This window comes from Rhizobium sp. M10, from assembly GCF_002531955.1.
In the GTDB taxonomy this organism is placed as follows: domain Bacteria; phylum Pseudomonadota; class Alphaproteobacteria; order Rhizobiales; family Rhizobiaceae; genus Rhizobium; species Rhizobium etli_C.
In genome coordinates, this window is the sequence record NZ_NWTA01000002.1 from 99,237 (window position 1) to 111,708 (window position 12,472).

The window sequence follows — 12,472 nt, forward strand, 5'->3', positions numbered from 1 at the left end:
TTCAACCTTCCTTTGTCGAGTAAATCGGGCGGGAACTGCGGTTCTCGCCCGTATCGTTTTCGGACGTCCGACAAAAATGCGTTACGTGCATCAAAACGGTTGCAACCATGGACGGGGGGACTATCAAAGACGGAGAGCAGCTGACAGGATCGGCGCGGGCCTTACCTCTGCCATCTGGATAGGCAATGCCGGCGAGGCCGGAGCGCTTGCGGGAGATGGTGGGACGGGCTGAAGCCTTCGCTTCTTGGCTTCGAAGAGACGTACGGCCGATCGGGAGGATGGTAATGACGGACAGCCAAACCAGGAAACGCCGCCTGCGTTCGCAGGATTGGTTCGACAATCCCGATCACATCGACATGGCGGCGCTCTATCTCGAGCGTTTCATGAATTACGGCATCACGCCGGAGGAGTTGCGCTCCGGCAGGCCGATCATCGGGATTGCCCAGAGCGGCAGCGACCTTACACCCTGCAATCGGGTGCATATCGAACTCGCCAAGCGCGTGCGCGACGGCATTCGCGATGCCGGCGGCATTCCGATCGAATTTCCGACACATCCGATCTTCGAGAACTGCAAGCGCCCGACGGCCGCGCTCGACCGCAATCTCGCCTATCTCGGCCTCGTCGAAATCCTTTACGGCTATCCGCTCGACGGCGTGGTGCTGACCACCGGCTGCGACAAGACCACGCCTTCAGCGATCATGGCGGCCTCGACGGTCGATATTCCGGCTATCGTGCTCTCCGGCGGGCCGATGCTCGACGGCTGGCACGAGGGGGAACTGGCGGGCTCCGGCACGGTGATCTGGCGGATGCGGCGGAAATATGCGGCGGGCGAAATCGACCGGGAGGAGTTTCTGCAGGCAGCGCTCGATTCGGCTCCATCCGTCGGCCATTGCAATACGATGGGCACCGCTTCGACGATGAATGCGCTGGCCGAGGCGCTCGGCCTGTCGCTGACCGGGTGCGGCGCCATTCCGGCCGCTTACCGAGAGCGCGGCCAGATGGCCTACCGCAGCGGACGGCGGGCCGTCGAGATCGTGTTCGAGGATCTGAAGCCGTCGGATATCCTGACGCGGGCGGCCTTTCTCAATGCGATCCGTACCAATTCGGCGATCGGCGGCTCGACCAATGCACAGCCGCATCTGGCTGCGATGGCCAAGCATGCCGGCGTCGAACTCTATCCCGACGACTGGCAGGTGCATGGCTTCGATATCCCGCTGCTGGCCAATGTCCAGCCGGCCGGCGCCTATCTCGGCGAGCGTTATCACCGCGCCGGCGGCACGCCGGCGATCATGTGGGAGCTGCTGCAGGCGGGAAAACTCGACGGCGACTGTCGCACGGTGACAGGCAGGACGATGGCCGAGAACCTGAAGGGGCGGGAGGCCAGCGACCGCGAGGTCATCCGGCCGTTCGACGACCCGCTGAAGGAGCGCGCCGGTTTTCTCGTTCTCAAGGGCAATCTGTTCGACTTCGCCATCATGAAGATGAGCGTGGTTTCAGAGGATTTCCGCCGGCGCTATCTCCAGGAGCCGGGGCGAGAAGGCGTCTTCGAGGGCAAGGCGGTCGTCTTCGACGGGTCGGAAGATTATCATCGTCGCATCAACGATCCCGCCCTCGGCATCGACGAGAATACCATCCTGGTGATTCGCGGCGCCGGGCCGCTCGGCTGGCCGGGCTCGGCCGAGGTCGTGAACATGCAGCCGCCGGACCATCTTCTGAAGCGCGGCATCCGCAGCCTGCCGACGATCGGCGACGGCCGTCAATCGGGCACGGCGGACAGCCCCTCGATCCTCAACGCTTCGCCGGAGAGCGCTGCCGGCGGCGGCCTCGCCTGGCTTCGCAGCGGCGACACGATCCGCATCGACTTCAACCACGGGCGCTGCGACATGCTGGTGGATGACGCCGAGATCGAGCGGCGCAAAGGCGAGGGCATCCCGCCGGTGCCGGCGGATGCGACGCCGTGGCAGCAAATCTACCGCCGTTCGGTCACGCAGCTGGCGGACGGCGCCGTTCTGGAAGGGGCGGCGGAGTTCCGGCAGATCGCGAAAAAGCCACCGAGGCATAATCACTGATCCTGAAGCAGCGGCAGACGCAAGTCCGTTGATCCAAAAGGGGAAAGCCGTAACGAAGATTTCACCTCGTCATTTGTTCGCCCCATAGGACAAGGCTTCCTTAATGCCGGCCGAAGACCATATTGCCATTATGCAAGCTTCGAAGGCTGAGGCCGTGTTGCCAGAAAATAACGCCACACGATCCGAACAAGAGTTTCAGGATCTTCTGCGCCGGCTCGAACTCGCTCTCGACGCGTCCCGGATCGGTGTCTGGGAGCATAGTATCGCCAAGGACGGGATCTTATGGGACGCACAGATGCACCGGCTCTACGAGACCGGCGAAACATGTCGGCACGTGCCGGTATGGTTCTGGTCGAATGCGATCCATCCCGACGATCGCGAGCGGGCCGAACGTGATTTCGACCAGGCCATCGCTGCGCGCGGTGCCTATGACTCGCAATTCCGGATCGTGCTGCCGAGCGGCGAAATCCGGCATCTTCGCTCGCGGGCGCATTTTTATGTGGATGCGGAGGGCGCGCCCTCCTTCATCGGCGCCGAGTGGGATGTGACGGCCGACGTGCAGCTCAACGCCGAGCTTGCACGGCAAAAGCTGATGGCAGAGGCGAGGGCGCTGGCGCTCGAGGAAAGCAACGCGCGTATCGAGCATGTCGCCGATCACGATTATCTCACCGGCTTGCCGAACCGGCGCCTTCTCGACAAGCGGCTGGCGGAGCTGCCGGCTGACAGGAGCGTTGCGACGCTTGGCGTGCTGCATCTCGATATCGACCAGTTCAAGCAGATCAACGACAGCCACGGCCATGCGGCCGGCGACGCCGTGCTCAAGGCTGCAGCCCTTCGCATCGCCGCCGCCATTCCTGCAAACGGCATGGTCGCCCGCGTCGGCGGTGACGAGTTCGTCGTCGTGCTGGTCAATTTCACCGATCTGGCCGAGCTGAAACTGATCACAGAGGATGTTCAGCGGCGGCTGCGGAAAAAGATCCGCTTTGGCCAGGAGATGCTGCAATCCGGGGCGTCGATCGGCGTATCGTGGAGCGGTGATCGGCGGGCGCGCAACCTGCTGGCCGAATCCGACCTGGCGCTCTACCAAGCCAAGCAGCTCGGGCGGAACCGCATCGAATTCTTCACGCGGCAACTGCAGGAGGATCTGCGATCCAAGCGTCGGCTGGTCGAAGAGCTGAAGCTCGGGCTCGAGCGCGGCGAGATTATTCCCTATTATCAGGTGCAGCTCTGCGCCACAACGCGGCAGGTTATTGGCTTCGAGGCGTTGGCGCGCTGGAAACATCCTGACAAGGGCGTGCTCGCCCCGGGCACATTTCTGAAGATTGCCGACGAGCACGGGCTTGCGGCGGAGATCGATGCGGCGATCTTGAAACGTGTTCTCGAGGATCGGCAGTTCTGGCAGTTGCACGGCCTTGCGGTTCCGCGCATCGCCGTCAACATTTCGGCGTCGCGTCTTGCCGACCCGGCGCTGCTCGGCAAGCTGAAAAAACTCGACATTCCGCCCGGCGCAATCGTCTTCGAGCTGGTCGAGACGATTTTCCTCGATGACAGCGACGAGACGCTGCTCGATCATATCAATGATATCAAACAGCTGGGCATCGACATCGAAATCGACGATTTCGGATCGGGCCACGCCTCGCTCATCGGTCTCGTCAAGCTGCGGCCGAAGCGGCTGAAGATCGACCGGCAACTCGTTGCCGAGGTCGTCAGCTCGGAGGAGCAGCGGCGCGTGGTCGGGTCGATCGTCGAAATCGCCAAGGCGCTCGATGTCGAGGTGATCGCCGAGGGCATCGAGACCGAGGCCCATGCCACCGTGCTGGCGCAGCTCGGCTGCGACGGCCTGCAGGGTTATCTCTTTGGCTATCCCGCGCCGGCAACCGAGACGGACCTGCTGTTCTCGTCGGTGGCGGGCGGGGTTGGAAAGCACAAGGCCGCGATAGGCGGGTAATGTCAGTGAAATTGCTTACTCGTCGCCGGCAGGACGATAATCGAGCGGCAAGTAATTTTCTTGAGCTTGCAACGGCATTGTTTCATGGTAATGCGGAAACAAAGCTTACTGCATTGCATCGAAAATGATTATACGCGTCGTCAAGACCATCAGCGCGGCTTCTCCATCATTCGCAGCCGCGCTCGGGGGAGCGGTGACCTGACAATTGCTTTGCCGTTGGCGGGATGGACTTGCAGAACATTCAATCTGGGAAGGTCGCATGAATTCGGAATTTGCCGTTCGTTCGATGCGGCCCGGCGAATTGGAGCTCGTGCTCGAATGGGCGCGTCAGGAGGGATGGAATCCCGGCCTCGACGATTCGCTGGCATTCCTCGAAGCTGATCCGTCGGGATTCTTCGTCGGCGCCATCGGCGAAGTCCCTGTCGGCTCGATCTCGGTCGTCAAATATGGCGACAGCTTTGCCTTTCTCGGCCTCTACATCGTCCACCCCGATTTCCGCGGCAAGGGTTACGGCAAGGCGATCTGGCAAACGGGGATCGCCACGGCGGAAGGCCGGACGATCGGTCTCGACGGCGTCGCCGCCCAGCAGCAGAACTACCGCAGGGCCGGCTTCGAACCCGCTTATCTCACCATTCGCTATGGCGGCGTCGCCAGCGCGCTGCCGGCTTCGACGCTCGTTGCGCATCCGGTGCTGGATTCGCGCCTGGAAGGGCTGCTGCGTTACGATTCGGCGATCTTTCCGCAACCGCGGGAAGCCTTCCTTGCCGCCTGGTGCACCGGCCGCAAGGGACGGCGTACCGCCGTCGTACGGAAGAGCCACAAAATCCGTGGCTACGGCACGATCCGCCGCTGCTACGAGGGCTACAAGATCGGCCCGCTCTTTGCCAATGATGCCGATAGCGCCGCAGCACTGCTTGCCGAACTGGTCCCCGAGGCGAAAGGGGCAACGGTTTTCATCGATATTCCCGCCGAGAACCGCGAGGCGATCGCGTTTGCCGAAGGCATGGGCCTCCAGCCGGTGTTCGAGACCATGCGCATGTATCGCGGGCCAGCGCCAGCCACGCCATTGAAGCACGTCTTCGGCGTGACGACGCTGGAGCTTGGCTAATCCACCGGTGAGGCGGGCACCGTTGGAGCCGAAGCTTTCGGACGACCTTTTTCGGCGACGGCGATGCCGCCGAGCGTCAGGGCCAGCGCGATCATGTGGAAGGACTGCAGCGTCTCGCCGACCAGGGCGACGGAGAGCAGGGTTCCGAATACCGGCACGAGATTGATGAACAGGCCGGCCCGGTTGGCGCCGATTGCCTCGACGCCCTTGATGTAAAGAATCTGCGCCAGCAGCGAGGGGAAGATCGCCGTGTAGAGAGTGATGCCCCAGCCGGCCTGATCGGGCCATTGCGCCGCGTCCCGGCCGGCCTCCCAGAGGAGCAGCGGCAGCGATGTCAGCATGGCGGCAAAGGCTGGGAAGGCCATCAGCGTTCGCCAGTCGACCCGCGGTTTCCAGCGCAGGAAGATCGTGTAGAGCGAATAGGCGACGATGGCGATCAGCATCAGCCCGTCGCCCCGGTTGAGCTGCAGCTGCAGCAGCGAGGCGAGGTCGCCATGGGCCGCTGTCAGCGCCACGCCGACCAGCGTCATTCCGAAGCCGAGGCATTGCGCCAGCGAAATGCCGGTGCGGAAGAAGACGAAATTCAGCAGGAAGATCAGCATGGGAATGCCGGCCTGCTCGATGGCGACATTGATCGCCGTCGTATACTGTACCGCCGAGTAAAGCATGGCGTTGAAGAGCGTGTAGCCAATGGCGCCGTAGCACAGCAGCAGCGGCAGGTTTTTCCTGGCGACCGGCCAGTCCTTTTTGAGTTGCGGCACCGAGATCAGGGCGATCAGCGCGACGGCAAGGAACCAGCGCAGGAAGGTCAGCATCATCGGGCTGACATGGCCGACCGCGAGCTTGCCGGCGACGGAATTGCCGCCCCAGCAGAGGGTGGCGATGACGAGGCAAATGTAGGCCGTGGCTTGCAAGAGCGTTTCTTCCTCGTCTTTTGATGATCAACAAGCGGCGTTTTCCCAGGGGAAATAGCCTGCCGACTGCTGATTTGTCACGTAAAAAGCCCAATCGCCTGTGACAACAGGGTCGCTTTCCCAAAAACAAAGCTTTATAGATGCGCGGGTTTGAGCAGGTGCGCGGTTCCGCGCCGGTAACAGGAAGAGTTAGATGACGAACGTAGTCGTGGTCGGTTCGCAATGGGGTGACGAAGGCAAAGGCAAGATTGTCGACTGGCTTTCGGAACGCGCGGATATCGTCGTGCGCTATCAGGGCGGACACAATGCCGGCCATACGCTCGTCATCGACGGCACGAGCTACAAGCTTTCGCTGCTGCCGTCCGGCGTCGTGCGCCCGGGCAAGATGGCGGTGATCGGCAACGGCGTCGTCGTCGACCCGCATGCGCTGATCGCCGAGATTGAAAAGCTCGCCGGCCAGGGTGTGACGATCACCCCCGACAATCTGCGCGTGGCCGACAACGCGACGCTCATCCTGTCGCTGCACCGGGAGCTGGACGCGATGCGCGAGGACGCGGCATCCAACAGCGGCACCAAGATCGGTACGACGCGCCGCGGCATCGGTCCGGCCTATGAAGACAAGGTCGGCCGCCGCGCGATCCGCGTGATGGATCTTGCCGATCTCGACAGCCTTCCCGGCAAGGTCGATCGGATCCTCACCCATCACAATGCCCTTCGCCGCGGCCTCGGTGTCGCCGAAGTCAGCCACCAGACGATCATGGACGAACTGACCTCGGTCGCCGAACGGGTACTGCCGTTCCGCGATACCGTCTGGCTTTTCCTCGACAAGGAGCGCCGCAAGGGCGCCCGCATCCTCTTCGAAGGTGCACAGGGCAGCCTGCTCGATATCGACCACGGCACCTATCCTTTCGTCACCTCCTCGAACACCGTGGCTGGCCAGGCAGCGGCCGGCTCCGGCATGGGGCCGGGTTCACTGGGTTATATTCTCGGCATCACGAAGGCCTATACGACACGCGTCGGCGAAGGCCCGTTCCCGACGGAACTGAAGGATGAGATCGGAGAGTTTCTCGGCCAAAAGGGTCATGAGTTCGGCGTCGTGACAGGGCGCAAGCGCCGCTGCGGTTGGTTCGACGCCGCGCTGGTGCGCCAGTCGGTCGCCACCAACGGCATCACCGGCATCGCGCTCACCAAGCTCGACGTGCTCGACGGCCTCGAGGAACTAAAGATCTGCGTCGGCTATATGCTCGACGGCGAACAGATTGATCACCTTCCCGCAAGCCAGGGAGCGCAAGCTAGGGTCGAACCGATCTATATCACGCTGGAGGGCTGGAAGGAATCGACCGTCGGCGCCCGCAGTTGGGCAGATCTTCCGGCACAGGCGATCAAATATGTTCGCCAGGTCGAAGAGCTGATCGGGGCGCCTGTCGCGCTCCTGTCCACCAGCCCGGAGCGGGACGACACCATACTTGTGACCGATCCGTTTGAGGATTAAGGTCACCGGTCACTGCGGAGGATAGGTTCGGGAGAGTGCCGGACTTCTTGAGAAAGTACTGATGGCGGATTTTATTGCAGTTATTCGGCGGGCCGTCGACGGCCTGGCCGAAAATACCCCCGAGATGCGGGTAAAGGTCTACGAACGTGCTCGCGGCGCAGTGCAGCGGCAGCTCGAGAACATGAAGCCGCGTCCACCGGAAGCCATGCTGCAACGCCAGCTCGAAAAGCTCGAGGCCGCCATCCGCGAGGTGGAGGGTGAACACTCCGAGGCGCTGTCACTCGATGAGGCGGCTGACGCCGTCGCTGTGCCGGAGCCCGTCGAGGAATACGCGGCTCACGGTGAAAGCGAACCGGCGCCTGTGTCAGAGCCGACCGTCGACGAGCCGGCCGAGGAAGCCGATGCAGAACCGCCGGCGGCAGAGGCCGTCGACGAGCCCGATCAGGTCGAAGCTGCCGCGCCGCAGGAAACTCAGGAAGAGGTCGTAGCCGAAGAAGCCGAGCCTGCGGACCCCCAGCCTGCAGAGCCCGAGCTCGTGGAAACACCTGTTTCCACCGAGACGGAAGCGCCCGTTGAGTCATACTGGCATCCCTCCCATGAGGAGGAGGCGCCGACCGAGGAATGGCATGCCGGCGAGGCGCGTGAGGTCGCTGGCGAAGAGGCGGCGTCTGACCATGACGGCTTCGAACCGCCGCCTGCCGGGCATGGCTACGCGCAAGCCGACGACGATCGTGCCGATGAGCAGCCTCCCGCGGAAGCCGAAGAGGTCGCGGCCGAACCGGCGACTGTTGAAAGCGATGAACCGAAGGCCGAGGCGGCTTACGAGCCCATCGAATCTTTCCAGCCGGTCACACGCGGCCTAGAGCATGCATCCAACCGGCTGGTCGAGCCGGTCGCCGATTTCGATCGTGCGCAGGAATTCGTCGAACATAGCCGCGAGGAGCCGCTGCAGGCGGATGCGGCGGCGCATTTCGACCCCGTCTGGACCGAACCCGCCGCTGAAACGCCGGCTCCGGCGCCGAAGGATGCCGAGACCGAATGGGCGGAAGAGGAGCTCCGGCAATATTCGGAAACCGCTCCGGCCGCCGCCGACACGTCGGCGCGCGCCTTCGAAGAGGTGATATCGAGCCTCGAAAAGATAGCACCCGCGGCCGTCATGCCGGCTGCCAAGGAAAGTTTCTCCTGGGAAACGGCCGCCTTCGACGATCTGCCGCCGATCGAGGCCGGCAGCAACAAGAAGACGCCGGTTTCCTCGCATTTCGACGATGTCGATATCTTTGCTGAAGTGCATGATGGCAAGGCGGCGCCCGCTGCCGGCGCGCCGGGCGAGGGATGGCGCGAAGCCAAGGCACTGCGTGGTTATGACCGCCGCGGCTCGGTCGCCGCCGACGATGACGACGCCAATCCGGCGATGGATATCGATCAGATCGTCGCCGCCAAACTGCAGGGCAAGAATTTCCGCATGGAGCCGAAGCGGCGCCGCTTCGGCATCGGCACGGTGATCACCCTGATCTTCGCGCTTATCCTGATCGGCGGCGGCGTCTATGCCGGCTGGACGAACAGAGAGGCGCTGGTGGCGATGGTCGATGGGCTTGTCAGCTCGGCACCATCGCAGTCCACCAGGAACGAGGCGGCAATGACGCCGGCGGAACCCGAGACGCCTGCTCAGCCGAGCACGCCGACGCCAGCCGAGCCGGCTACGCCGGAAGCGCAGAATACGCCGCCGGCACCCACAGAGCCGGACCAGCAAGTGGCGTCATTGAACAATGACGGTGCGGCGGCCAATTCCAAATTCACCCAGCGGCTGCTTTCCGATGGAAGCGAAGTCGACAGCGGCCCGGCGGCTGTGCCGGGAACGCCGACCGCCGAAGGGAAATCGGTGGCCGAGCAGAATGTCGCGGCTGCGGATACGCCGGCTGCCAGCGCCCAAGGTGATGCAGCCCGGCCGGAAACGCTGACGCCGAACGGTTCTGCGGCATCGCCGCAACAAGCCGCCCCGGTTGGGTCGTCGGAAAAGATGTTCCTCTACGAGGAGCGTATCGGCCAGAGCTCGCCGACGGCGATCGAGGGAACGGTCGTCTGGAGCGTACAGCACGAGGCCGGCCAGGGTGGCCGGCAGGAAGCGACAGTCCAGGGCAACATCACCGTTCCCGAGCGTAATCTCTCGGCTCTCGTCACCTTCAAGCGCAACTCCGATCCGTCGCTGCCGGCAAGCCATCTTGTCGAGATCGTCTTCTCGGTGCCGCCCAATTTTGAAGGCGGCAGTATCGACAGCGTCCAGCGCATCTCGATGAAGCGCACGGAACAGGATCGCGGCGACGCGCTGATTGCGGTTCCGGCCAAGATCACCGACGATTTCCACATGATCGCGCTCAACGATTATCCGGATGCGCGCAAGGCCAATCTCGACCTGATGTCGACCCGCAACTGGATCGATATTCCGATCACCTACCGCAACGGCCGCCGCGCGCTGCTGACGATGGACAAGGGCGGCACGGGAACGGACGCCTTCAATACCGCCATCAAGGAATGGACCGCGCTCGGGGATGTCTCGACGAGCCAGTGAGGAGGTTCGCAGCTGCCACTGGCCGTGGCAGCGTCTCGTCCTTGTTGAAAGCATCATTTTCGGAAATCAAGGAAAGCGGCTTGGCTCCCTCACTTCTCCCCGCTGGGGAGAAGAGGACGTGCCGCAACGTCCTTCCCCAAGCACTCTCCGTAGAAACAAAAAACGCCACCTCCGATCGGGAGGTGGCGCTGCAGTTCTCAAATCAACCGTATCAGGCCGTGGCTTCGACGACGCGGACGGCTTTGGCGCGTTCCAGGGCTTCCTTGCGGACAGCGTCCTGCACCTTCTCGAAGGCGCGAACCTCGATCTGGCGGACGCGTTCGCGGCTGATGTCGAATTCGGCCGACAGGTCTTCCAGCGTCACCGGCTCCTCGGCGAGGCGGCGGGCCTCGAAGATGCGGCGCTCGCGTTCGTTCAGTACGCTCATCGCCTTGCTCAGCATACGCCGGCGGGTTTCGAGTTCGTCCTGTTCGATCAGCACGTCTTCCTGGCTGTCGTGATCGTCCACAAGCCAGTCCTGCCATTGGCCGCTGTCGCCTTCGGCCGCCTTGATCGGCGCGTTCAGCGAGGCGTCGCCGGAGAGACGGCGGTTCATCGAAATGACCTCCTCCTCCGAGACGTTCAGCTTGGTGGCGATTTCCGATACGTGCTCCGGCTTCAAGTCGCCGTCGTCGATCGCCTGAATGCGGCCCTTCAGCCGGCGCAGGTTGAAGAACAGGCGCTTCTGGTTTGCGGTCGTACCCATCTTCACCAGCGACCACGACCGCAGGATATATTCCTGTATCGAGGCCTTGATCCACCACATGGCATAGGTCGCGAGGCGGAAGCCGCGCTCCGGATCGAATTTCTTGACAGCCTGCATCAAGCCGACATTGCCTTCGGAGACGACTTCGCCGATCGGCAGGCCGTAGCCGCGATAACCCATGGCGATCTTCGCAACGAGGCGCAGATGGCTGGTGACGAGCTTGTGGGCGGCGTCGCGGTCGCCGTGCTCGGCATAACGCTTGGCCAGCATATATTCCTGCTGCGGTTCGAGCATCGGGAATTTGCGGATTTCGTCGAGATAACGATTGAGGCCGGCTTCGCCGGCGGTAATGGACGGCAAGGTATTTCGGGCCATAGTGCACCCTCCTAAAGTGAATTCCGGTTCCCGATGAAAACGCGTCCCCGCGTCGAAAGGCAAACCGGGACGTGCGGCTTTCTACCAAGCCCGCACTAAGTCTATATACAGATAAGTATGGCGAAACGGCGGTTCAAGGCGCCGCTCACGCAGGTGTGAGACGGGGAAGGCGGAATTCCGCAGTCCTTTCTAACGCCGCAATGCCTCGACAAGTTCCACCATATCCTCGGGCAGCGGTACCTCGAAATGCATGAGTTCGCCGGTGCGGGGATGCTCGAATTGCAGCATGAAGGCATGCAGCGCCTGGCGGTCGAACCCGTTTACCACCTTGCGGATCTCTTCGGGCAGCAGATTGGCCTTGGTTCTGAAGCCGGCTCCGTAGACCGTGTCGCCGAGCAGCGGGTGGCCGATATGAGCCATGTGCACACGGATCTGATGGGTGCGGCCGGTTTCGAGGCGGCACTCGACCAGCGAGGCGAGCGCCGTCGCGTCCGGGGTTTCGTGAAAACGCTCGATCACCTCGTAATGGGTGATCGCCTCGTCGGCGTCATGGCTGTCGGGGCGCTTGACGGCGCGCCGGGTGCGATCGCCGGTGGCGCGGCCGAGCGGCGCGTCGACCGTGCCTGTCAGTGACCGCGGCCGGCCCCAGACGATTGCCTGATAGGCCCGCTCCAGCGGCATGGTGCGGCCATGATCGGCAAACTGGAGCGAGAGATGGCGATGGGCAATGTCGTTCTTGGCGACGACCATGACGCCCGTCGTGTCCTTGTCGAGACGGTGGACGATGCCGGGGCGGCGCACACCGCCGATGCCGGAGAGTGTCGCGCCGCAATGATGGATCAGCGCGTTGACCAGCGTTCCCGTCCAGTTGCCGGAGGCGGGATGGACGACCAGGCCGGCCGGTTTCGATATGACGATGAGGTCATCGTCCTCATAGAGAATATCGAGCGGAATATCCTCGCCCCGGGGCGTCGGGTCTTCCGGCTCGGGCAGGGTGATCTCGAAACTGTCGCCGACGCGCACCTTGCGCTGCGGATCGGTGACGGGCTCGCCGCGCATCGAAACCTGGCCGTCCTTGATCAGCGCCTTGATGCGGCTGCGGGAAAAATCCTCGCCGACCTGTGCCGTCAGCCAGGCGTCGAGCCGGCCTTCCGCGGTTTCATCGGCGGTCAGGACTTTTCTAATGCCCACTGCTTGTTTAAAGGGGTCGCTCAAGACGCTTCTTCTCCGACGTATTTTTAGAACGGGACGCACA

At 63.0% G+C, this 12,472-nt stretch carries 8 protein-coding genes; 5 read left to right on the top strand and 3 right to left on the bottom strand.

Annotated features, from left to right (window positions below; translation table 11 throughout):
- The first annotated feature begins 284 nt into the window (after positions 1–284).
- From CO671_RS02205 to CO671_RS02215, 3 genes are all read left to right on the top strand, one after another.
- On the top strand, positions 285–2,069 hold the full coding sequence (locus tag CO671_RS02205; RefSeq protein WP_097604161.1) for an IlvD/Edd family dehydratase: 1,785 nt from the start codon (positions 285–287) through the stop codon (positions 2,067–2,069).
- A 130-nt stretch (positions 2,070–2,199) separates the two neighbouring features.
- A complete protein-coding gene (locus tag CO671_RS02210; protein ID WP_097605044.1) occupies positions 2,200–4,017 on the top strand; it encodes a GGDEF domain-containing phosphodiesterase in 1,818 nt (605 codons plus the stop codon).
- 259 nt (positions 4,018–4,276) lie between these two features.
- The gene (locus CO671_RS02215; RefSeq protein WP_097604162.1) at positions 4,277–5,125 is read left to right on the top strand and encodes a GNAT family N-acetyltransferase; all 849 of its coding nucleotides are present in this window, start codon (positions 4,277–4,279) and stop codon (positions 5,123–5,125) included.
- Here the strand turns inward: CO671_RS02215 and CO671_RS02220 are convergent.
- Positions 5,122–6,039, bottom strand: a complete 918-nt coding sequence (locus CO671_RS02220; RefSeq protein WP_097604163.1) for a DMT family transporter — start codon at positions 6,037–6,039, stop codon at positions 5,122–5,124. The two genes, CO671_RS02215 and CO671_RS02220, sit on opposite strands and share 4 nt — an antisense overlap.
- Positions 6,040–6,232: 193 nt before the next feature.
- Between CO671_RS02220 and CO671_RS02225 the strand changes: the two genes are divergently transcribed.
- On the top strand, positions 6,233–7,531 hold the full coding sequence (locus CO671_RS02225) for an adenylosuccinate synthase (protein ID WP_097604164.1): 1,299 nt from the start codon (positions 6,233–6,235) through the stop codon (positions 7,529–7,531).
- Positions 7,532–7,592: 61 nt separating this feature from the next.
- A complete protein-coding gene (locus CO671_RS02230) occupies positions 7,593–10,097 on the top strand; it encodes a hypothetical protein (protein WP_097604165.1) in 2,505 nt (834 codons plus the stop codon).
- 211 nt (positions 10,098–10,308) lie between these two features.
- Here CO671_RS02230 and rpoH read toward each other — a convergent pair whose 3' ends face one another.
- Both rpoH and CO671_RS02240 read right to left on the bottom strand, forming a co-directional pair.
- Positions 10,309–11,217, bottom strand: coding sequence for an RNA polymerase sigma factor RpoH (gene rpoH / locus CO671_RS02235; RefSeq protein ID WP_012484996.1), 909 nt, complete (start codon positions 11,215–11,217; stop codon positions 10,309–10,311).
- Between the two features lie 189 nt (positions 11,218–11,406).
- Complete coding sequence (locus tag CO671_RS02240; protein WP_097604166.1) at positions 11,407–12,432, bottom strand: RluA family pseudouridine synthase; 1,026 nt, start codon at positions 12,430–12,432, stop codon at positions 11,407–11,409.
- Positions 12,433–12,472: the final 40 nt, after the last annotated feature.

What these genes read in the sequence shown, in the direction of transcription:
- CO671_RS02205 (WP_097604161.1), top strand. Translation starts at nt 285, where the DNA reads ATGACGGACAGCCAAACCAGGAAACGCCGCCTGCGTTCGCAGGATTGG.
- CO671_RS02210 (WP_097605044.1), top strand. Translation starts at nt 2,200, where the DNA reads ATGCAAGCTTCGAAGGCTGAGGCCGTGTTGCCAGAAAATAACGCCACA.
- CO671_RS02215 (WP_097604162.1), top strand. Translation starts at nt 4,277, where the DNA reads ATGAATTCGGAATTTGCCGTTCGTTCGATGCGGCCCGGCGAATTGGAG.
- CO671_RS02225 (WP_097604164.1), top strand. Translation starts at nt 6,233, where the DNA reads ATGACGAACGTAGTCGTGGTCGGTTCGCAATGGGGTGACGAAGGCAAA.
- CO671_RS02230 (WP_097604165.1), top strand. Translation starts at nt 7,593, where the DNA reads ATGGCGGATTTTATTGCAGTTATTCGGCGGGCCGTCGACGGCCTGGCC.
- rpoH (WP_012484996.1), bottom strand. Translation starts at nt 11,217, where the DNA reads ATGGCCCGAAATACCTTGCCGTCCATTACCGCCGGCGAAGCCGGCCTC.